The following is a 22,144-nucleotide window of genomic DNA, read 5'->3' on the forward strand; positions in this document are numbered from 1 at the left end:
CTGCATCCAGAGCTTTTGAACATGATAAATCAAGACTGAGACAATTTCGTCCCAGTCTTTTTTGCTGCGGATTTTTGGGGCAAATGTTTGATAGATGTATCAAGTGTTTTAGATAGGCAAGTATTTTAAGATGAACGTAAATCGTGTTATAATAGCCATGTCAAAGAATTTTTACCTACAATAATCACTAATGTTAAAGAATTTCATCTAGCCAAACAACTAAAAAATAAGTATGATGAGGAGGAAAAGATAATGTTAGGAAAACAATTGAAGTTTATACGGGAGCAAAAAGGATATAGTCAAGCTCAGATTGCAGAATCACTAGGGACGACTCGGCAGACCATCTCGAACTGGGAAAATGATAAGACGATTCTAGATAGTGCAAGTCTTATTCGTCTAGCTGATTTTTACCAGATTTCATTAGATGAGCTATGTGGTAGAAAAGCTTTATCTATCTCCAAAGATTCGAGCATAAAATCAATGATTTTGACAAATGCCTGTACACTTTGGACTTGCTTTGTTTCATCTCTCGGATAGTTCTATTGATTTTCCTGCTAACTTTTTAGTTATTTAGAATATTAGGAGGAAAACAATGTTTTACTATTTTTATTTATCTCTCGCAATTCTATTTGAAATTGCCGCCACAAGTCTTTTAAAACTATCTCAAGGTTTTTCGAAGTTATTTTTTGCTTGCCTTGCTTTGATGTTTTATGGCTTGTGCTTTTTCTTTTTATCTCTATCTTTAAAAGGCATTCAGTTAAATCTAGCTTACGCTATTTGGTCTGGAATAGGTCTAGTAGGGACAACGATATTATCTATTCTGCTTTGGCACGAAAAAGTAACAGCTGTAAGTCTTTTAGGGATAAGTCTAGTTATTGTCGGACTTGTTTTATTGAATTTATCACAAAAGACTCACTAGAGAATGGAGAATGATATGTTTGATAATTATTTTAAAAATAAAAAGGTTGTAATTATTGGTGCAAGTGGTAGTTTGGGAAGAGTCTATACACGAGCTTTTCATCAAGCAGGTGCTAGGTTATATCTCTTAGGAAGAGATATAGAGAAGTTAACGATGTTTGTGAAAGAATTTTCGTCTTTTATTCCAATAAGCTCAGTGGATATTACAAGTGAAGAGTCTCTAAAAAATGTAGTATCAGAGATACAAGAGTGGTCGGAATGTATAGATATTGTTATCAATGCAACTGGTTTTGATGTAAGAAAGTCTTTGTCAGCGCATTACCTTGAGGACATAGAGCAGACACTATTAATCAATTTATCTGGCGCCATTCTGATTAGCAAGATTTTTCTGCCCTTATTAGCAAATGAAAAAGGTGCTACAATTGTGCATTCTGGCGGTTTTGCAGATGGGCGGCTCGCTTTCCCTTACTATAGCGTAGATGTGGCTAGTCGCGCAGGGATTTTTTCTTTTATTGAATCAATGAATCGCGAATTAAAGCAGGAGCAGAAAAAGGTGTATTTAACCTATTTTTGTCCCAATGCTGCGGACACACCCTCAGAAAAGCCTTACCATCCTGTTTGGAAAGAAATGGGGATTAAGATTTCAACTACAGACGAAGTTTGCCTAGCTTTGCTAAAAGGTATTAAGTCTCATCAAAGAGTCATCCTAATGGGACGAGGGGCATCTTTGTTTGCTAAACTCAACCTTCTGTCTTCAAGATTAGCTGATTTTCTTTTATTAGATAAATATAGCCGTATATTGAAAAAGCACTTTTCATAAACCATTTTCCCTATCTTTCAGCCTTTTTTAAGAAAAAATTCAGTCCTGTTTAAGTAAAAATCTATATGATAATGCTATTCAAGTGAAAGGATGTGTATGGGATGACTTGCAAGCTTCATTAGCTTCTTGTTTGATAGAAACAGATAGAAAAATTTACAAAAGAAAGAAGGAACATATTAAATGGATATGGAAAAAATGATTGTTGTAGAAAAAAGCACCAAATGGTGGCTGACAGTTGCGACGGGTGGTGCTCTAGCAGTCGGACTTATGGGTGGCTATGGTCTTGCGACAGCTATTCACGGTACAAAACATCAGCAATCAGCTATTCAACAGCCAGCTACTATGCCTGGAGCACTGGAGCAGGGACAGAATGCAGGAAATGGCATGCCGCCGCAGGATGGTGGACCAGGACAGAACGGTCAAGACCAAGGCATGCCGTCTCAAGACGGCCAGCAGTCTGACAATGACAAGAGCAAGAATTCTCCTGCTCAGCAAAATGACAACGGGAAGAAAAACAAGAGAAAGTCTTCAACGAACACAAATGAACAATCGGACAAGAACAATAATAAGTCGACAAAAGAAAATAAAACGTCGCAGTCGTAGAAAAAACTTACTGATTTTGACCCAAGTCATGATATAATAAGAATAGCAAATAAAACAAAAACCAAAAGACATAATCTTGGAAAGTTTTATTGGAGGAAAGAAAAATGATTAAAATTCTATTGGTAGAAGATGATCTTGGACTGTCAAACTCAGTTTTTGATTTTTTAGATGATTTTGCAGATGTAATGCAGGTTTTTGATGGTGAAGAAGGTCTATATGAAGCAGAAAGCGGTGTTTATGACCTTATCTTACTGGATCTCATGCTGCCTGAAAAGGATGGTTTTCAAGTGCTGAAAGATCTCCGAGCAAAAGGAGTCACAACCCCTGTTCTCATCATGACAGCTAAGGAAAGCTTGGATGACAAAGGACATGGCTTTGAGCTCGGAGCTGACGACTATCTGACAAAACCTTTCTATTTGGAAGAACTGAAAATGCGGATCCAAGCGCTCTTGAAACGCGCTGGTAAATTCAACGAGAATACTCTTTCTTATGGTGATGTAACTGTCAACCTATCTACAAATTCAACCACGAAGGCAGGTAAAGACGTAGAGTTGCTTGGTAAAGAGTTCGACCTCTTGGTTTATTTCCTGCAAAATCAAAATGTAATCTTGCCTAAGACTCAAATTTTTGACCGTCTGTGGGGCTTTGACAGTGATACCACTGTTTCCGTTGTCGAAGTGTACGTTTCAAAGATTCGTAAAAAACTGAAAGGAACGGCATTTGCGAAAAACCTACATACTCTTCGTAGTGTCGGCTACATTTTAAAAGATGCTGAATAAAATCAAGAAGACCTTTTATGCGGATGATTTCTCTTATTTCATTCGCTATTTTGGGTTGTTTACATTAATCTTCTCAGCCATGACCTTGATTATTATTCAGGTTATGCGCTCCAGCCTTTATACGTCAGTTGATGAAAATCTGAAAAACCTGAGTAATGATCCTAGTTCAGTAGCTGATTTGGCCTATTGGACGACAGGTCAGCAGTCTGATCCGAGTAATAAGGTCAATTCTAAAAGTCCTAAAAGCAGTAAAGAGCCAGATGGTGATTCAGATGAAGAGCCTAAGCCTAACAATCTAACTACGCCAAATGTCAGCTCTAATACTTTTGCCCTGCTTTTGGATGATGATTATAAAAATATTTCCACCAGCAAGAGCGATGGTTTTCTGGACTTTAATTCATTAGAGTTTAACAAGTCCTATCTAAATCAAATCAAGGAAATTGTGATTGGTAATAGCTTTGGTCAGACAGAAAGCTATCGGGCTTATCTCTTTGATATTGATCCTAAAAATGAGTATCCTGATATCAAGTACGCTGTGGTCATGACTAGTATCAGCCAGCTGGAGCAGACCAGCAGCAAGCATGAGCAGTTGATTGCCATGGTCATGGTCAGTTTCTGGGGAATTTCTCTGATTGCCAGTATTTATCTGGCTCGGATGAGTGTCAAGCCTCTGCTGGAAAGTATCCAGAAGCAGAAGGCTTTTGTGGAAAATGCCAGTCACGAACTACGGACTCCTCTGGCAGTATTGCAGAGCCGCTTAGAGACGCTCTTTCGTAAGCCTGAAGCTACAATTATGCAGAGCAGTGAAAATATCGCTTCTAGCTTGGATGAAGTACGAAATATGCGCTTGCTGACGACCAATCTGCTCAATCTGGCCCGTCGCGATGATGGCATCAAACCTCAATATGGTGAAGTCGAACCAGAATTTTTTGATACGACCTTTGCTAATTACTGTATTATCGCAAGGGAGAATAAAAAAGCCTTTCATTCAGAAAATATGATTAAGCACCCTATTGTGACCGATCAAATTTTCCTCAAGCAGCTGATGACTATTCTATTTGACAATGCTATCAAGTATACAGATGATGATGGCGTAATCAGTGTCATGGCTACTTCGACAGATCGTTACCTTATTTTCCGAGTGGCGGACAATGGCCCTGGTATCAGCGATGAAGATAAGAAGAAGATTTTTGATCGCTTTTATCGGGTGGACAAGGCTCGGACCCGTCAGAAAGGTGGCTTTGGTCTGGGACTTTCTCTAGCCAAGCAGATTGTCGATGCTTTCAAAGGCTCTATTTATGTCAAGGACAACAAACCAAGAGGTACGGTCTTTGAAGTTAAACTGCTATTGAAAGAAACGAAAAAGCGTTCTGTTAAATAGCGGAAGAGTGATTTTCATTGACAAATTTTTTGAAAAACAATTCTTAGCAGGCCTTGAGGCTTGCTTTTTATCTGCTTTTATTTACTTTTTTAAAAATTTAATATAAGTTTTGCCCAAAATAGGGTATAATAATAAACAAGAAAGAATGAGGTGAAATTATGGCATCAAAAATGTTACATACTTGTTTGCGTGTGGAGAATTTGGAAGCGTCTATCGCTTTTTATGCAGAGGCTTTTGGCTTTAAAGAGCTGCGCCGCAAGGATTTTCCAGATTATCAGTTTACTATCGTTTATCTAGGTTTGGAAGGCGATGATTATGAGCTTGAACTGACCTATAACTATGACCATGGTCCTTATGTGATTGGGGACGGCTTTGCTCATGTGGCACTTAGCACGCCAGACTTGGAAGGTCTGCACGCTGAGCACAAGGCCAAAGGCTATGAAGTGACAGATCCAAAGGGTCTTCCTGGCAACCCGCCCAATTATTATTTTGTAAAAGATCCTGATGGCTACAAGGTGGAAGTCATTCGTGAGAAGAGTCTCTAACATCTAGCTACAGTTAATTTTGCAAGATAAATGATGATTTTTATTCATTTAGGACAGGTGTATGAAAAGACAAAATAACAAGAAACAAGGAAAGAAAACACTCATTGTTCTCAGCTTGCTAGGTTTAGCTTTTATTGCTGCTTTATTTCTGGGTGCTGTAAAGATTTACGCTATTTTCCAAGAAAAGGAACTGCAAGAGAAAGTTAGTGTGCTGATTGCCCAAGAAGAGACCTTCCACGCTGAAAATACTGAAAAGCAGAACAAGATGATTGGCAGCCACTATGTAGAGGCCTTTTATCCTCTGCTAGATGGTCAGGTTATGGCAAGCGTTAAGGAGCAGATGGACGCTGATAGCCAGACGATTAAGGATAATCAGAAGAAGGGCGATAAGATTGAGGAATTGACCTTCTACTATGCTGAGGAAAAAGAAACGAGCCTGAAGGACGTCAAAGAAATACTGGTGCATCGCAAGGACTATCATGTCAAGGAGATGAAAATCAGTAAAGGAGAAGAACGGGAAGTTGCTGACAGCTATCTCGGTGCAGATGGCAGCCCTTTCACTCTGGATAAGCTCTTTCAGGATCCTGATGCAGCTAAGGAAATCTTCATCAATGAAATCTCCAGCCAGCTGACCTTTAGACAGGCCGATGAGGCAGTGCAGACGGAAATTCTCAATAACCTTAATGGAACGGAGTTGGGTCAGTGGTCCTTCCGTTATGAGTACAGCCATTTTTCTATCAAATTGAGCAAGGAAGTGCAAGGCTTAACCAGCATTGACGTTCCTTTATCTAGCTTTTATAACCAGATCAATGCGGACTATCTGACCGGCGATGACTTGGCAGCTTATCAGAGTTTTGAGGCTAAGAAGCATGTGAAAATGGTTGCTCTGACCTTTGATGACGGTCCTGATCCTAAGACAACACCGCAGGCTCTGGAGATCCTCAAGAAATATGGTGCCAAGGCGACCTTCTTTATGGTTGGTCAAAACATTGCTGGTAATGAAGCGATCGTCAAGCGCGTGCACAATGAAGGTCATCAGATTGGGATTCATACATGGGACCATCCAGTCTTAACTAAACTTCCTCTGGAGACAGCCCAAAAAGAAATCCTTGATACCCAGATCGCTATTAACAATGTCATAGGCATCAAGCCAACGATTACGCGGCCTCCTTATGGAGCTATTAATGCTACAATTCAAAATTCGGTTGACCAGTCCTTTATCATGTGGAATGTGGACAGCCTAGACTGGAAGACACGCAATACTAAAGCTATCATGCAAGAGATTGCCAAAACCCAGCCAGGCTCGATTATCCTCATGCATGATATTCACCAGACCAGTATTGACGCTCTGCCAAGTGTCCTCGAGTATCTGAAGAGTAACGGATATACTTTGGTAACGGTCGATGAGCTGCTGGAAGGTCAGCTGGAGCCCCATCGTATTTATTACGGCAGAGACTAATCCAGCCCTTGGGGTTAGATTTTTTGAAATCGTTGTTGGCAATGAGTAAAAGCAAAAAGCTTTGGAAACATTAGATTTCCAAAGCTTTTTTAGCTTAACTCGTTACATAAAGTTCTTGATTTTTTAGTAGAATTTCGCGAACAGAAGCGTATTTTTTCAATGTTTTCAGCTCTTCTGGATGACTGATGAGGGTGATGACATAGCCTTCTTTGCCCATGCGGCCGGTTCGGCCAGAGCGATGGGTGTAGGTTTCTAAATCGCGTGGAAGCTCATAATTGACGACACATTCTAGCGAGTCAATATCAATGCCACGAGCAACCAAGTCAGTGGCTAGCAGAAGAGTAATCTGATGGTTTTTGAACTTATCTAAGATAACCTTACGGAACTTAACGTTGACATCGCTGGCTAGAGAAACTGCATTGGATTCACGATACTGGAGTTTTTCCTCAGCGCTTCCTAGGTCTGACAGAGCGTTGAAAAAGACCAGTCCACGGAAATCTTCAACATTGGATAACTTGCGGAGCAAGTCCACCTTATCACGTTTTTCGACTTGCATGTAAAAATGCTGGATGTTATCCAAAACTTGGTTGTCAATGCTGATTTCTAGAGTGTTTTCAGCAATCTTATCGTGGTCGAACTTAGCGGTGGCGCTCATATATACCAGCTGGTGGTCACGAGGCGCATAGTGGGCGATCTTATCTACAAAGTGATACTGAGAATCGCTGAGCAGCTGGTCAAATTCATCCAAAATAATGGTTTCGACATTCATCATCTTGATTTTCTTGAGCTTGGCCAATTCGAAAATTCGCCCAGGCGTTCCGATGATAATTTCCGGACCTTTCTTAAGGCGCTCGATTTGTCTCTTCTGGCTGGATCCGGAGAGCAGGAGCTGGGCTGTCAGCCCTAAAGGCTCCGCCCAAGTTTTGCAAACCTCAAAGATTTGTCCGGCCAGCTCAGTATTAGGAGCTAAAATCAGGAGTTGTTGTGCTTTTCTAGGTGTCAGCTTGAGCAGACTAGGAAAGAGATAGGCCAGAGTTTTGCCAGTACCAGTCGGACTGATTCCCAGCACCGTATCACCTGCAGAAATAGGCTCAAACATCTTTTCCTGAATAGCCGTCAAATCTTCAAAGCCTAGCTGAGCCAGCTGATTTTGCCAGCTCGGGGGAAATTGTTCCTTAATCATCATCAACCTCAAATCTAATGCCAGCGTCCTTACGCATGGCAAATAAGCTTTCGTGAACAGCCGCAGCCGCATCTAACCATCTCTCGTAAGCCGCATCCTGTCCGCCCTTGAGCACTCGTGCGAAAGCCTGAGCCTCTTCCAACATGGTGTGGGAAGCACGCTGGATAGGCAGTACCTCCTCTTGACCGTCCAGATTTTGGAAAATAGCAGAGCTGATAAATTCAATCCCGTCTAAAGTCAGAGTTCCTTGATCTGTGTAAATCTCTGCAGGCAGATTGCTGTTTATATTTTTACCCGCCTGAATCTGAACTTGAAAGTCTGGATAGATAAGACAGCCGGCTCCATTTAAATCAATCGTATTGGCTAGCTGCTGGGCGCTGTAGCGAGCGAAGCGCGGATGGCCGAAAAGTCTGATAGCCGCATAGATGGGATAGACACCCAAGTCCATCAAAGCACCACCAGAAAACTTAGCTGAGAAAACGTTGGGCTGCTCTCCTGCAAGCAGAGCCTGCATTTTTGAAGAATACTTGGCGTAGGTAAAGTTAGCTCCTAAGACGGTCTTGTCCTTGAGGAAATCACTAATCGTATCAAAGGCCTGCTCATGATAGTTGCGGGCAGCTTCAAAGAGATAGACTTGGTGCTCGTCAGCCAGCTTGATCAATTCCCGCCATTCTTTGGGACGAGAAACCGCAGGCTTTTCGACAATGACGTGTTTACGAGCCAAAATAGCTACCTTGGCATGATTGAAATGCAGGCTGTTGGGACTGGCGATATAAACAACATCGATATCAGACGACAGAAAGTCCAGCATTTCAGTAAAGATGGCTGTATTTTCATAGTTTTGCACAAAGCGCTCAGCAGAAGCCAGAGTCCGAGAGTAGACAGCTGCCAGCTGATAGTCACCTGTTGAGTGAGAGGCCTTGATGAACTCATGAGAAATAGAACCTGTTCCGATGATTCCAAGTTTGAACATAAAAACCTCCTTTTTTCTATTTTTAAGCATCTACTTTTTTCATTTTAGCTCTTTCATTATAACATGAATTGCGGTAAAATAGATAAGATAACAAGAGATGGAGCTTATAATGCAAAATAGACCTATTATTATTGGTGTGACTGGTGGTTCCGGAGGCGGAAAGACCAGTGTTTCTCGAGCAATTTTAGCTAATTTTCCAAACGAAAATATTGCCATGATTGAGCATGACTCCTACTATAAGGATCAGACGCATCTGACTTTTGAGGAGAGGGTGAAGACCAACTATGACCATCCTTTTGCCTTTGATACGGACCTGATGATTGAGCAGATCAAGGAGCTCTTGGCAGGTCGTCCGGTGGACATTCCCACCTATGATTATACAGAGCATACTCGTAGCAAAAAGACTTATCGGCAAGTTCCTCAGGATGTCTTCATCGTTGAGGGGATTTTGGTCTTAGAAGATCAGCGCCTGCGGGATTTGATGGATATTAAGATCTTTGTAGACACAGATGACGACGTTCGGATTATCCGCCGGATTAAGCGAGACATGGAAGAGCGTGGACGCAGTTTGGATAGCGTTATTGAGCAGTATTTGGGTGTCGTTAAGCCTATGTATCATCAATTCATTGAGCCGACCAAGCGCTATGCGGATGTCATCATTCCAGAGGGGGCTTCTAACAAGGTGGCTATTGACCTGATTACGACCAAGATTGAAAAAATCCTTAAGGAAGCCAGAGAAGGCTAGGAAAAGCAGCTTTCTAGATTAGTCGTTTGAGGAAATAAATAGCTGTAAATCTGGTAAAAAGCAGTAGCTGCAAGATTTTTGAAATGTAATCTAGCAAGGGGAAGTGGACGGACTGAAATCAAGGATTTCCGAGTCCGGTCACTCCCTTATTTTGTAGGTGGTTTATGAAACAATTTGTAAAAAGAGAGTTTCACTCTCGTTCAAAATTTTTTGCCTGTCTCTTGACCTTTTGTGCAGGATTTATCGACGCCTATACCTTCATTGAGAGGGGTGGTACCTTGGTGGCAGGTCAGACGGGAAACGTCGTTTTCCTTTCGGTTGAGCTTATCAATCAGGAGACAAAGGGAATCGAAGTTAAATTAGCAACTATGCTGGCTTTTATGCTGGGGATTTTTCTGATGACAGTTTTTCAAGATCATTTTGCTCATTCTTGGCGCAGGCTGTCCAGTGTTTTTCCTTTGATATTGACGACAGTTATCGCTGGATTTTTGCCAGCAAATGTCCCCCATCTCTATATTGTGCCGCCACTGGCTTTCTGTATGGGCCTGGTTGCGACTGCTTTTGGCGAGGTGGATGGCATTGTCTATAACAACTCCTTTATGACGGGGAATATCAAGAAAACCATGGTAGCTTTTGGTAACTATGCCCGAAACAAGAAAGGAAAAGATTTGAAAGAAGGTCTTTTCTTTGTAGCCCTATTGGCCAGCTTTGTAGCCGGAGCTATCATCTCTACCTATCTGATTCAATTTTACCTATTAAAAACCATCTGGTTGGTTTCCCTGATTCTAACAGCCTTTCTCCTTTTCCGAGGCATTCAGTATGCGAGGAGATGAAGTTGCTGAATGCCAATGGATCGTATTTATTAAAATAAAAAATAAATAGAAAGAATTTGAGAAAAATCATTTATATAGGGCAAGGAAGCCTGCAATCCGTGTATTATAATACAAGGACAAGAGAGGCGTTAGCGACAGAATCTAGCACCGTTTCAGACACCGATGGTGTCATCAGTTCAAAGAAATCCAAGTGGCTTTGGGTTCTCTTCTTTGCTTTCGTGCTAGTTGCTATCATCGGTATTTGGATTCGTTCCTTGATAGCGCCCTTTAGATTGAGTGAGTGGATGATTCCTATCCATCTAGCCGCAATCCTTTTCGTTTTTATCGGAAGTGTTTATGGATTCGAAAAACTCTTCTACAGTGGGGTCGAGTCTGTCGTTCCAGCAAGTGAAGAGCAGTTTAAACAGGCAGTTGAAAGAAGTACCTTTTGGAGAAAATCTCCAGATAAGAAACCAACAGTCGATAAAATCATCTTGTATCTATTTGTTATCCTTGTTCTTTTGTTCTGTCTGGTTATTGCTGTGTTCCTTGTCATACCTGCAACCTTCATTCCTTACTATGAACATGAATGGTTTGAGCCGTCTATGTTCATGGTACCAATCGGAGCAACGATTATTCCAATTAGCGTCGTACTACTCTTATTCCAAAACAACCCCATCCGCTGGTTGTTAGCCGTGCGGAAGTATGAGCAAGGGAAAGTGATATTTGCAGAAGAAAAGGGGAAGAAAGATAAATAAAATTGAATTCTTTGTTCTTCATTTATAGTGCAGATTTTTTATAGGGATTAATTTATCAATAATGCTGAGTATTATCGACAGCATTTTCATAGATTGAACAAAATGCTCATGTAAGGATGAAGGGAACACGGCTAGTTTATTTTTTAGGTATAAAGATTTGAAAGAAAATACGTTTAAAGAAATTAAAGATGCAAATAAGCTGTATTTTAAAAGTCTAGCTAACACACGAGCATCTGTCAGTATGCTGGTTATTGCATGGACTGGATTACTAATATTGGCTATTGAAATTATTGCTTTTTATTACTATTTTAATATAGGTTTGGAAATTAATCCATTTAGCAATATATTTTTTAATTTACTCGTGTTTATTGCATGTTATCTTGTTATAGCTTTTTTTCTTCCTTTTTTAGGTTCCTTTGTTTACAAAAGGCAAATTTTATCAACTGCTTTTCTAGCATTATGTTATGCAAGTATATTCTTTTCTTTACAGTTGATGATGCTTTTAATTGTAGTTACTTCGATATCAACAAAAGAATTTACGATAGGGTTTCCCAAGTACTCACCATTTTTTGTGCCACTATTTATCGTAGAAACAGTTCTAAGTTTTATCTATCATTATCTTTGGTTAAAAAGGCAGCTTAAAAATGGATTCTCTTTTAATAGAACAGTGGGCAACTATTTAGCGAAATCTAGCGTCTATAGTCGAAATTCTCTTCTCATTATTTTCGGTCTCTCTATGTTAGGAGGAATTCTTTCAGGAAAGTTAATTCTTATCTTTGGGATTTTTGGTTCTCTTCTTTTCAGCTATGCGTTCTCCCAACTAATCATAGAGGTTACATACCTTTTATATCTAAAAATTCAGAGTGAGGAATATTGGGAAGAGGCTCCTAAAAAGAAAGAAACTTTTCGAAATCTATTTAAAGGATTTAGTTTGAAAAAAACAAAAATTCGTATTCCTATTGAAATCTTAGCTTTTGCAATATTCTTAGGTGTTTTTTATAATACTAACTATTCGAATCCAAGTATAAAACATCCTCTTTGGCTAAATTTCATTGGCAGAGTTTTCATCTACCTAATAGGAGTAGATTGCTTGGCTAGTTTTATACTATCGAAAATTAAAAAATCAAAAGATAGAACTAAAAAAGGGAAGAAATAAGGAAATTAACAATCAGATTTGATTCAAACAAGACCTGTTTATTTTTATATTTATTGTAGGAGGTTTGCTATGCGAGCGCATCATGTAAATTTTCGATATATATTGCTGGAGGATGGTAAGGAATATTTTCTATTGGATAAGCTACCGACATTGTGGGGTTATTTTTTTCCTTATCTGAATTGGTTTAGCAATCGAACGATATACCAATTGACAGAGTCGCAATTTTGGGAGGTTCGAATGCGTAAAAAACATTGGTTGGAGACACTTGTAATTCCAATGCCAGTATTTTTAGCTGTTTCAGTCTGGGCAGGGCGGATACGAACTAGTGAAAGCTTAGATACTTACCTTAATTCACCTCGCTTCTCATTCACTGAAAGATTGATTTATTGGTTTCTTACTTTTATACTAGCAGTATTATTTGCAAATCTAGTCCATTTTTTATCATCTCGATCTTTAGCAAAGAAATTTAATTTTAGTCTTTATACAAAAGAGCAAGGGAAAATAAAATTAGCTAAATTAGCTCCTTGGATGAAAAAGCAGTTTAAGAGTGTTCTGATTCTCAACTTCCTAATTGTTTTGTTTAGCTATCTCATTTTAAATTGGGGAACTATAATCTTCCTGATATTTCATGGTCTTATGTTACTAATTAGTTTACTTTTAGCAGGTGATCTAAGCTATAGTGAGAATTGTCAGTATATAATAGAGAGAAAAGAGGAGAAAGAATGGAAGGATTAGATTTCTAAATGTGGGACAGTATATTGCCTGATAGTTTTAGTAAGCTCTGTTACAGTAAAAGAAGTTTTCTCCATTAGCTTGTATATTAGAAACGAATATAAGATAACTAATTTATTATTTATGAGCAGGATAGTTAGTGTGTTAGATGAACTGAAAGTAAAAATAAAATTCTGAAGAAGTTAAATGATTCAATGATTAAGGAGAATAAAATGCCTGCAATTAAAAAATGTTGTTTGTTGGAAATTTTCAAGAACAAGATATTTTCTATCATTTTGAATCAGGGGAGCTCTATTCCTACTCTTATCAATCAGATAAATCATGGGATATTAAATGGGCCGTTTTATCTTCTGGACTGATACTAACCAACCTACTCTCTTCTATTGGTTTTCTTACTTTCTCAGTTCCTTTTGTAAAATATGGCTTGCTTATAAGTATGATAATGGCAATTGTTCTTTTAGCAGAGTGGGCTCTGAAGCCAAAGTATGAGCCAAAATTGATGACTTATAATCCTAATAATTATTTTGGTTGGTCTGACTTTATTAAGAAGTGCAAAAATAATTTGTTGTTCCTCTTATTGACAGGTATTGTTTTCTCCATAATGACATTTCAATTTTTATTGGCCTATCTTCAAGAAGCGAACCTGCATAACTATATCCTGTTTAGCCTTTTGTCCCGGTCTCTTATTTTTCGACAATTAAGCTTCGACCGATCAAAAAATTTTTGATGCTAAAGGAATTATCAGAGGAAGTATCTAAAGGGTAATTTATTGCCAATAGGAAGTGTCAGTCAGCTCTATGATAATAAGGATGAAATTATTATCATAGACTATTTTGGTATGATATTGAAAAAGTTTAGTATGGGCGATAATGTATTAAAAATGATTGTCACGAATGATAATTGCTGGCAATTATTTGAAACAAATTGAGAATGAAATAAGCTGATTACTAAGGAGAATATGATTGAAAAATAAAGCAAAGTTGGTGAATTTAGGTGCTTATAAGGATAAGTGTTACCATTTTGATTTTGAAAATAAAACATTATTAGAAGAGGTGAGACCTCCTAATTATTGGTCTTATATTTTAGTGCCGATAACTGTTTACGTTTTAAGATTTCTGATGACTGGTATTGAAAAAACTGGTATATTTGAAAGTGGGAGTACTCGGATTTTCCTAGTTCTATTTCTACTTGTAATCTCTTATCTATTGGCCCAATGGATTACAAAAAGTTATCAATCAAAGCTAGAACTTCAAAAATCCGCGCTTGATAAACATGTGTTGGCTAATTTTGTAAAAAGCCTTAGAAGAAGACGCATAGTTTTTCTTACACTGAAATCAGTGATATATTTAGCAATTTTGATTTGTGCTTGGCTATTTCTATCAGGTGTTCTTGGAGATGTCTTTCTGATATTTCTAGGGGCTTTACTTTCTTTATTTATACTAAATGCAGATTATCTATTAAAAAAATGGCCCTTCATTATTCAAACTCTGCAAAATGACAACTTTTAATTTTTTAGACTTTGTACGATTTTGGGATAATAGGGCATACAAGGGAATGGATATCTAATTTACTATTTTTAGTTATATCATTATCTTTGTTTTCTCAATTTATCACTCAAAAAACGTTATATCCCTTTTCGATTCAAGGTTGAATTATCAGAGGCTATGTAAGTCTTAGAGAATTTTCATATGAAATCAAAACGGATGAATTATCACTTTATTAGACGTTACGAAAGGTATTATATAAATGTTTAAAAAGGCTGAAATGGAGCCCTTGGCTAAAAGAAATCTCCGCTATCGTATATTAAAAACTGAGGATGAATATTATCTTCTTGATGTAGAACGCCCCTTTTTGATTGTCTACTTCTTGCCCTTGTTGATTTACTTTGTGCCTCAATAGAGAAGGGATATATAAACTGATTAAGTCGTATAGTGAACTAGGCGATAAGAATTTAAAATTGGGGAAATGGACCATATCTGCTAATTCAATTGGTAAAAAGATAGATTCTTTTAATAAAGGCTTGGGTTTTCTATTACCAACCACTACAATTAAACAGACGGTGACAGAATTTGTTAAAAATTCAAATGTATACAAAACATTATCTAAGAATGCTTGGTTAGGAAAATCTGCAAAGTTTTTAGGGAAAGCAAGCACTTTCTTAACTGTTGCTGACATGGCTATAACTTACACTAGTAGTGCTATGCAAGAATTTTCTGAATCAGGTCATGTTGGGAAAGCAGTGGCTGTTGGGGCATTAGATACAATTAAATCAATTGGTCCATTGGAAGGTGCAACGATTGGGTCGATGTTTGGGCCGGTTGGAACGGCAGTTGGATTCGGTTTGGGAGCGGTTAATACGGTAGTTCAAATGGTAAATCCACACCTTTATAGTGATATAAAAAAGGGAACTAAGCAGTTTATTGATGATGCTTCGAAAGTTACCAATGCTGTTGGAAAAGCAACGGAAAAAGCCGTTGGCAATATTGTAGGGGGCGCTTCGAAAATGTTTTCAGGATTTTTTGGAGGATGATAATTAATGAGAAAAACATTGTTTAATGCTAATTTTTATGAAAGTCGTCGATTGCGTCATGATGCTTTAATAGAGTATATGGTTAGAGATACTAATAGCCGTGGACTTTATACTGAATACTTTAGTGTTGCAAGAAAAATATTTTCTATTTTAGGAGTGCTGGTTATGTTTGGCATTGCTATTTTTACCGATGCGAATGTTCGTCATCCAGCTTCTGATGCTCCTATGGAAACATGGAGAATCAATTTTCTACCTCTTTGGATGTTTTTCCTATGTTGGATTTTGTGGTTTATTTCTTGTCGAGTAAATTTATATAAAAAATATTGTGCCCAAGTACCCTACATTGGTATCCTGAACGCTAATCTTTATATGATGTGGATGATTGTATCAATAAACTTATTTTTTATTACTTTTTTTGGGAAATTTATGACGGTATATGGTTTAATTATCTTTTATCTTTTAATTATTCTAATTGAATTGTGGTTGACTAAAAAAAGACTTGCTTCTCTTAAATATCGACTTTATAAAAGTGCAACTAATGATTCACTTGAGAAACAAAGAAAGGTGATACAGTTATTCATACTTTCAATCGGGTTAGTTGTTGCTGGATGGCTGACACTAAAAATTTTGCTTCCGGGTATTGGTGAGGTAAAGACAGATGTTTCAGGTGTGTTGTTGTCAATAGGCTTGATATTTATAGTAAATATATTTTTAATAGGTATGCTTATAATACTACTTTTGCCATATTCATTATATGGCTATTATCGCCGTAAGTATTCGGAAGAATATCGTCAATTTGAGGAAAAAACACTAGAAGAATGGTATGGAAAAAAATATTTAAAGAAATATGGAGGGAATTTATATGTTTGATAAAAATATGTTGCCGCTGGGAAGTGTTGTAATTTTGGAGGAAGGGATGCAAAAATTAATTATTATAGGTCGAGGTGTCATTTATGATGATCCCGAATTAGGTGAAGAAAGATTTGCAGCTATATATCAATTCCGATGGTCTGCTTGCTGTTCTATATAGTAAAAAGTTATCAGGAGATACTTATCTCAATATTGACTATGTATGTGAGGGCAGCTTCGTTAGACAAAATGTTTCCATTGCTTTCTCTAAAGTTTCGGATTTTGTTGTTCAAGCTTTTATTAATCGGTCTAAAAAAATAGGATATGATGAAACTGCTAGTGAAATATATCGCTCTATTGGAGGGGGAGAGCCCCCGCGTAAGAGTTTAGTGTAAAAAGAGGAGATTTTGGACTATCTGAAGAATTACGATATTGATCAGGCTTGGTTGGCAGAAAAATCTGACCAAATTCTCTACACTTATTTTCTAGATATCTGGTTTAAAGAGGGAAGTCAGCGCTTTTCTAAAGAAAATATGGGGAATTTGAAAGTAAAGTACTCTGAAACCATAGAGAGAGTGTGAATAGGCTATTCTAAACCAGACAGAATTTAATAAGTATTTTACACTAAAAGAACGTTATACGCCTTTTTGATTCAAATTTGAATTATCAGAGGCGATGTAAGCTAAGCCTTGTAGGATTTTAATGAGCAAAATGGTATTTGTAGAAGTATTAGAGAGGGAGCAGAATTGACAAAGAAAACATCGATTGCGATATATACACTAAAAGGAATTGGTCTGATTAGTATTTTCAGCTTAATGATTGTCGTAAGTCTTTTTAACCTCTTTTTAGATGGGAATTTGTTGGCAAATTTTTTATATTTCTTAGGGTCAGTTGTTTTATTAATTACAGTAGGATGGATGGCTTTTGTTTTTATGGGGAGAATAGAGCTTGATGACCAAGACTTGCTTGTTTTCCGAAATTTCAAATGCTATCGCTTTCCTCTTTCTTTGGTTACATTTTACTTCGGTAAGAACAGACACCTTTATCGCGGTAGTTATGAATGGCCCTTATTTATTGTAGGGGAAGCATTGACCCCAAATGGCAGCGGTCAAAAAGTAACACTGAAGTTGATTGGAAGTAAGTGGAAGAACCGTCAATTCCAGCATTTTATTCAAGAACATCTTGAAGGGAAAATACCCCCTTTGCCTAAGGAAGATTCTTGGAAGCTGAATACTTTTGGTCAGTTAGAGATCATTGAAGATGAGGTGCATGAAGAACCAAAGTCAGCATTGGCAGTTACTAGGAAGCTGACTGATTTTATCGAATTTGGAGCAGATCAAGGAAATGTCAAGAGGACTGTGTTTTATGATATTAAGCGAAATGAGCTTTTTGTAGGGAAAAGTGTGCCTTTTCCAATGATTTTTCTACCAAGTGCTGGTTTTTCTTATGGCCTGTATGTATTAACGGAGAATTTGACTGTACAAGGTTTGTTCCCTTTACTTTTTTCCTTCATTTTCATGCTTTTACTGGCTCTTTACCAGTTTAAAAATAGAAGGGAAAAATCAGTAGTTGAAGTAGTGCCTTATGAGATGCCCAGAGACTATTTTGCCACCCAAAAATCCAACGGTCTTAAAACCTATGCTCTCATTTTACTCTTTGCCTTGATTTCTGCTATTTTTTCTTGGCTTTATCTTCTATTTGGCAGTTTCCTACTTTTATTTTTGACGATTGTCATATGGTATTGTTTCTTGCTCTTGCTCCTGTCTGGGCAATTTAAAAAAACTAAATATTTGAAAGTATTAGAAAAAAGCAAAGTTATATAGTAAGTAATGATTAGTGTGTTTATAGGGAATATTTTATGATGATTCTTTTGCTTTGGAGTTTAATAATAAGTATGAGAGTGAGGCTGTAAACCTATCCATACTATAATAATGTCAGGAGTTGAAAGGATGATTTGAGATGAAAACTATCAAAAGTACGTTACTTGTAGCATCGCTGATACTTGTATTTCTAGGTGCAATTATAATAGTTCAAAATAAAAATCTGTTTACAGATGGAACCAAGCAGGAGAAAAAGAAAGAGCAAGATCCGCATGAAAAACAGCTAGCTTATCTTAAGAAATATGAAGAAGAGTTGGCCGACTTTGTTAAATCTTTAAACTCTAAAGTTGAAAGCGTTCAATTTGATTGGGAGAGTATGAAAGTCGAAGATATAGGGAATGGCACGCCACAAGGCGGTGGATATATTTTAACCTTGGACGGTAGAATAAATAATAACAAAGACACTGAATTTACATTGGGAATTCCTTTAAACCACAATTCAAATGAAGTTCCTGAGAAGCTGGTTATTTATGAAATGCAGCCGATAAGAATTTTACGAGATGGAGGCTGGTTCTTATATGAGTAATAGTAATTTAAAAAACTTTGATAATTTTTAGTCAGATTTGCCGCGTATAGTTCTATTTTAATGGGGAGGAATAACTGGTTAGCAAAATTTTAACTTTGTAATTAATAAAATATTAGAAGAAGCAGGAGCTACCTTACTTCTATTTTCTCGTATTTACAATTTTAAATCCTCAAAAATAATCCAGCATATTAAAAATTTTCAGAAAATATCGACTTTTTCTTGACAGGTTTATGATACTGTGTTAAAATACTAAACAATAAGAAACCATCTCAAAAAGGAGTTAGTCAAACATGAAGTCAACCCAATCTTCAAACTTTGCTTTGTTGTTGCGTTACTCGGGCTAGTGCAAAAGCATTAGTCCTGTTTGGCTTACCAAGCGGGAGTAAATCAACATCTCGCTTGTTCCTCAAGTGAGATGTTTTTTATTTCACCAATCTTATCTCAAATTCTGATGAGGAAGAAATGGATTCTAAAGGAGCGACGGGAGTGGGGCTACATCTTGATTTTTCTGAAATCAATTTGTCTTATACCGTCTCAGTCAATGAACACGACCTAGAAGTTGGGGAAGATTTTTTCCTAAATGGTCTATGTATCTTAGAAAAGGAGTTGTCTATGACACGCAAAGTTGAGTTTTTTGATACCAGCCTCCGGGATGGCGAGCAGACACCAGGAGTGAATTTCTCTATCAAGGAGAAGGTGGCTATTGCCAAGCAGTTAGAGAAGTGGGGTATTTCAGTCATTGAAGCTGGTTTTCCTGCTGCGAGTCCAGATTCTTTTGCGGCGGTGCAGGAGATTGCTAAAGTCATCACAAAAGCTTCTGTTACTGGGCTGGCGCGTTCGGTCAAGTCCGATATTGACGCCTGCTATGAAGCGCTCAAGGATGCCAAGCATCCACAGATTCATGTCTTCATTGCGACCAGTCCCATTCACAGAGAGTTCAAGCTGAAAAAGTCTAAGGAAGAGATTTTAGAAGCGGTGAAAGAACATGTCTCCTACGCGCGCTCCAAGTTTGAGATAGTCGAGTTTTCACCAGAGGATGCGACACGAACAGAGCTGGATTTCCTCTTTCAGGTTGTACAAACAGCAGTGGATGCAGGTGCGACTTATATCAATATTCCAGATACAGTCGGCTTTACCACGCCAGAAGAGTTTGCAAACATTTTCGACTACCTAGTGGCAAATGTGACTTCTGATCATAAGGTTGTATTTGGTGTTCATTGCCATGATGACCTTGGCATGGCAACGGCCAATACTTTGACGGCTATCAAGCACGGTGCTGGTCGTGTTCAGGGAACTATCAATGGTATTGGTGAGCGGGCTGGAAATGTAGCATTGGAAGAAGTAGCAGTTGCATTGGAGATTCGTCAAGACTATTATCAGGTTGAGTCGGATATCGTCCTTAATGAAACCATCAACACTTCTGAGCTGGTATCCCGCTTCTCAGGTATTCCAGTGCCTAAGAACAAGGCGGTCGTTGGTGGCAATGCCTTCTCTCATGAGTCCGGTATCCATCAGGATGGCGTCCTTAAGAATCCACTGACCTATGAAATCATCACACCTGAGCTGGTTGGAGTCAAGAGCAATTCACTGCCTCTTGGCAAGCTGTCTGGCCGCCATGCCTTTGTCGAAAAACTCAAAGAACTGGCTCTGGACTTTGCGGAATCTGAAATTAATGATCTCTTTGCTAAGTTTAAGGTCTTGGCTGATAAGAAAAATGAAGTCACGGATGCTGATATTCGGGCTCTGATTGCCGGAACGACCGTCGAAAATCCTGAAGGCTTCCACTTTGATGATCTGCAGCTGACGACCAACGACGACCATACTATCACAGCGGATGTGCAGCTGGTTAATGGCGACGGCGAGACGGTCAGCTGTGTGGCAGAAGGTAAAGGAAGCGTTGAAGCCATCTTTAATGCCATCGATCAATTCTTTAACCAGTCTGTTCAGCTTTTGTCTTATAATATCGAAGCGGTAACGGATGGTATTGATTCTCAGGCTCGTGTCTTGGTAGCTGTTGAAAATACGGATACAGATACGATTTTCAACTCCTCTGGTATTGACTTTGATGTTCTTAAGGCCAGCGCCATTGCCTATATCCATGCCAACACCTTTGTGCAAAAGGAAAATGCTGGTGAAATCGGCCATCAGGTATCTTATCGCGATCTGCCTGCAAATAATTAGAAGGAAGCGACTATGACAAAAGAAATTGTAGCTCTGGCGGGTGATGGTATTGGCCCAGAAATCATGGAAGCCGGCCTCCAAGTACTGGCTGCTGTTGCGGGCAAGTTCGGTTTTACTTATCATATCACGGAGAAAGCTTTTGGGGGTGCTGGTATTGATGCGGAAGGTCATCCTCTCCCTCAGTCAACTCTAGAAGCAGCCAAGGAGGCGGATGCTATTCTCCTAGCAGCTATCGGCAGTCCCCAGTATGATAATGCTCTGATTCGGCCAGAGCAAGGCTTGCTCGCTCTGCGCAAGGAGCTTGAACTCTATGCCAATATCCGCCCAGTTAAGATTTTCGATTCTTTGAAGCATTTGTCACCTTTGAAGGCTGAAAGAATTGCTGGTGTGGATTTCGTGGTCGTGCGTGAGCTGACTGGTGGGATTTACTTTGGTGAGCATATTTTGGAGGACAGATCTGCGCGGGATATCAACGACTACAGCTATGAAGAGGTGGAGCGGATTGTTCGTAAGGCCTTTGACATTGCGCGTGGTCGCAGAAAGCGCGTGACCAGTATTGACAAGCAAAATGTGCTAGCGACATCTAAACTCTGGCGCAGAGTAGCAGATGAGGTGGCCAAGGATTATCCAGATGTGACCTTGGAGCACCAGCTGGTGGATAGCGCTGCTATGCTCATGATTACCAATCCTGCTAAGTTTGATGTTGTTGTAACGGAAAATCTCTTCGGGGATATTCTCTCAGACGAGTCCAGCGTCTTGTCAGGAACGCTGGGAGTTATGCCATCAGCCAGTCATTCGGCTGCTGGGCCAAGTCTTTACGAGCCTATTCATGGCTCGGCTCCTGATATTGCAGGGCAAGGTATTGCCAACCCTATCAGTATGATCCTTTCTGTAGCCATGATGCTGCGGGATAGTTTTGCAGAGTTTGAAGCTGCAGAAGCGATTGAAGCAGCAGTGGAGAAGACTTTGGCTCAAGGGATTTTAACCCGAGATCTGGGCGGTCAGGCGACAACAACTCAAATGACGGAGTCAATTATTAATAATTTATGAAATGGATATTAACAGGTATTTGCCTGCTTTGGAACCTTATCGTTTTCCTGCTTTATGGCTGGGATAAGCGTAAGGCTAAGAAAAATCACTACCGCATTCCAGAGAAGACTTTGCTGATGTCAGCTTTGGCAGCCGCAGGTTTGGGCGCTTTATTAGGCGGTCGCCTCTTTCATCACAAGACCAGAAAATGGTATTTCTGGCTGGCTTGGATTTGCGAAATAATAGTGGAAATTGGAATTTTATATTACATATGGAGAAGCTAGT

At 38.8% G+C, this 22,144-nt stretch carries 25 protein-coding genes and 1 pseudogene; 24 read left to right on the top strand and 2 right to left on the bottom strand.

The genetic code is table 11. The features are described from left to right. Positions 1–252 precede the first annotated feature (252 nt). The 8 genes from K4I03_RS00315 to K4I03_RS00350 all read left to right on the top strand — a co-directional run bounded on the left by K4I03_RS00315 (position 253) and on the right by K4I03_RS00350 (position 6,505). The gene (locus K4I03_RS00315; RefSeq protein WP_002917391.1) at positions 253–537 is read left to right on the top strand and encodes a helix-turn-helix domain-containing protein; all 285 of its coding nucleotides are present in this window, start codon (positions 253–255) and stop codon (positions 535–537) included. A gap of 55 nt (positions 538–592) precedes the next feature. Then, on the top strand, positions 593–919 hold the full coding sequence (locus K4I03_RS00320) for a DMT family transporter (RefSeq protein WP_227963319.1): 327 nt from the start codon (positions 593–595) through the stop codon (positions 917–919). 3 nt (positions 920–922) lie between these two features. Next, positions 923–1,738 carry an SDR family NAD(P)-dependent oxidoreductase gene (locus K4I03_RS00325; RefSeq protein WP_227963320.1) on the top strand — a complete coding sequence of 272 codons (816 nt, stop codon included), beginning with the start codon at positions 923–925 and terminating at the stop codon, positions 1,736–1,738. A gap of 180 nt (positions 1,739–1,918) precedes the next feature. Next, a complete protein-coding gene (locus K4I03_RS00330; protein WP_227963321.1) occupies positions 1,919–2,341 on the top strand; it encodes a hypothetical protein in 423 nt (140 codons plus the stop codon). A gap of 104 nt (positions 2,342–2,445) precedes the next feature. Further along, positions 2,446–3,120 (top strand): response regulator transcription factor, encoded by a 675-nt coding sequence (locus tag K4I03_RS00335; protein WP_002897753.1) that lies wholly within the window; start codon positions 2,446–2,448, stop codon positions 3,118–3,120. Continuing rightward, the gene (locus K4I03_RS00340) at positions 3,110–4,501 is read left to right on the top strand and encodes a sensor histidine kinase (protein WP_227963322.1); all 1,392 of its coding nucleotides are present in this window, start codon (positions 3,110–3,112) and stop codon (positions 4,499–4,501) included. The genes K4I03_RS00335 and K4I03_RS00340 overlap by 11 nt, the downstream gene beginning before the upstream one ends. Before the next feature lie 158 nt (positions 4,502–4,659). Beyond that, a complete protein-coding gene (gloA, locus tag K4I03_RS00345) occupies positions 4,660–5,046 on the top strand; it encodes a lactoylglutathione lyase (protein ID WP_002895748.1) in 387 nt (128 codons plus the stop codon). Between the two features lie 61 nt (positions 5,047–5,107). After that, entirely contained in the window at positions 5,108–6,505 is a 1,398-nt protein-coding gene (locus K4I03_RS00350; protein WP_227963323.1) for a polysaccharide deacetylase family protein, read from the top strand. 94 nt (positions 6,506–6,599) lie between these two features. Here K4I03_RS00350 and K4I03_RS00355 read toward each other — a convergent pair whose 3' ends face one another. Next, the gene (locus K4I03_RS00355; RefSeq protein WP_227963324.1) at positions 6,600–7,691 is read right to left on the bottom strand and encodes a DEAD/DEAH box helicase; all 1,092 of its coding nucleotides are present in this window, start codon (positions 7,689–7,691) and stop codon (positions 6,600–6,602) included. After that, positions 7,681–8,691, bottom strand: a complete 1,011-nt coding sequence (locus K4I03_RS00360; RefSeq protein ID WP_227963325.1) for a Gfo/Idh/MocA family protein — start codon at positions 8,689–8,691, stop codon at positions 7,681–7,683. Before K4I03_RS00360 ends, K4I03_RS00355 begins: the two co-directional genes overlap by 11 nt. A gap of 79 nt (positions 8,692–8,770) precedes the next feature. Here K4I03_RS00360 and udk point away from each other — a divergent pair, with 79 nt between their 5' ends. The 16 genes and pseudogenes from udk (at position 8,771) to K4I03_RS00440 (ending at position 22,143) form a co-directional block, all read left to right on the top strand. Next, on the top strand, positions 8,771–9,406 hold the full coding sequence (udk, locus tag K4I03_RS00365) for a uridine kinase (RefSeq protein ID WP_060976800.1): 636 nt from the start codon (positions 8,771–8,773) through the stop codon (positions 9,404–9,406). A 164-nt stretch (positions 9,407–9,570) separates the two neighbouring features. Then, positions 9,571–10,239 carry a YoaK family protein gene (locus tag K4I03_RS00370; RefSeq protein ID WP_227963326.1) on the top strand — a complete coding sequence of 223 codons (669 nt, stop codon included), beginning with the start codon at positions 9,571–9,573 and terminating at the stop codon, positions 10,237–10,239. Between the two features lie 56 nt (positions 10,240–10,295). Beyond that, a complete protein-coding gene (locus K4I03_RS00375; protein WP_149565644.1) occupies positions 10,296–10,976 on the top strand; it encodes a hypothetical protein in 681 nt (226 codons plus the stop codon). A 157-nt stretch (positions 10,977–11,133) separates the two neighbouring features. Then, positions 11,134–12,132: a hypothetical protein gene (locus K4I03_RS00380; RefSeq protein ID WP_149565643.1), complete on the top strand. Its 999-nt coding sequence runs from the start codon at positions 11,134–11,136 to the stop codon at positions 12,130–12,132. 69 nt (positions 12,133–12,201) lie between these two features. Beyond that, positions 12,202–12,867, top strand: coding sequence for a DUF443 family protein (locus tag K4I03_RS00385; RefSeq protein ID WP_149565642.1), 666 nt, complete (start codon positions 12,202–12,204; stop codon positions 12,865–12,867). A gap of 959 nt (positions 12,868–13,826) precedes the next feature. Continuing rightward, positions 13,827–14,372 (top strand): hypothetical protein, encoded by a 546-nt coding sequence (locus K4I03_RS00390; RefSeq protein WP_149565641.1) that lies wholly within the window; start codon positions 13,827–13,829, stop codon positions 14,370–14,372. 256 nt (positions 14,373–14,628) lie between these two features. Further along, a complete protein-coding gene (locus K4I03_RS00395) occupies positions 14,629–14,763 on the top strand; it encodes a DUF443 family protein (protein ID WP_227963885.1) in 135 nt (44 codons plus the stop codon). 58 nt (positions 14,764–14,821) lie between these two features. After that, the gene (locus K4I03_RS00400) at positions 14,822–15,394 is read left to right on the top strand and encodes a hypothetical protein (RefSeq protein WP_227963327.1); all 573 of its coding nucleotides are present in this window, start codon (positions 14,822–14,824) and stop codon (positions 15,392–15,394) included. A 6-nt stretch (positions 15,395–15,400) separates the two neighbouring features. Then, positions 15,401–16,264, top strand: a complete 864-nt coding sequence (locus tag K4I03_RS00405; RefSeq protein ID WP_149565640.1) for a hypothetical protein — start codon at positions 15,401–15,403, stop codon at positions 16,262–16,264. Next, positions 16,257–16,382, top strand: a pseudogene (locus tag K4I03_RS00410) (DUF4176 domain-containing protein); the annotation flags it as partial. The gene K4I03_RS00405 and the pseudogene K4I03_RS00410, both read left to right, overlap by 8 nt. 268 nt (positions 16,383–16,650) lie before the next feature. Continuing rightward, the gene (locus tag K4I03_RS00415) at positions 16,651–16,824 is read left to right on the top strand and encodes a TipC family immunity protein (RefSeq protein ID WP_227963328.1); all 174 of its coding nucleotides are present in this window, start codon (positions 16,651–16,653) and stop codon (positions 16,822–16,824) included. 165 nt (positions 16,825–16,989) lie between these two features. Beyond that, the gene (locus K4I03_RS00420) at positions 16,990–18,066 is read left to right on the top strand and encodes a hypothetical protein (protein WP_227963329.1); all 1,077 of its coding nucleotides are present in this window, start codon (positions 16,990–16,992) and stop codon (positions 18,064–18,066) included. 136 nt (positions 18,067–18,202) lie between these two features. Beyond that, complete coding sequence (locus K4I03_RS00425; RefSeq protein ID WP_227963330.1) at positions 18,203–18,649, top strand: hypothetical protein; 447 nt, start codon at positions 18,203–18,205, stop codon at positions 18,647–18,649. Between the two features lie 612 nt (positions 18,650–19,261). Continuing rightward, positions 19,262–20,830 (top strand): 2-isopropylmalate synthase, encoded by a 1,569-nt coding sequence (locus tag K4I03_RS00430; protein WP_227963886.1) that lies wholly within the window; start codon positions 19,262–19,264, stop codon positions 20,828–20,830. Positions 20,831–20,842: 12 nt separating this feature from the next. Next, positions 20,843–21,880 carry a 3-isopropylmalate dehydrogenase gene (gene leuB / locus K4I03_RS00435; protein ID WP_149565637.1) on the top strand — a complete coding sequence of 346 codons (1,038 nt, stop codon included), beginning with the start codon at positions 20,843–20,845 and terminating at the stop codon, positions 21,878–21,880. Continuing rightward, entirely contained in the window at positions 21,877–22,143 is a 267-nt protein-coding gene (locus K4I03_RS00440; RefSeq protein WP_149565636.1) for a DUF1294 domain-containing protein, read from the top strand. Before leuB ends, K4I03_RS00440 begins: the two co-directional genes overlap by 4 nt. Position 22,144: the final 1 nt, after the last annotated feature.

Origin of the sequence: Streptococcus sanguinis (assembly GCF_020729725.1) — a bacterium.
Lineage (GTDB): Bacteria > Bacillota > Bacilli > Lactobacillales > Streptococcaceae > Streptococcus > Streptococcus sanguinis_V.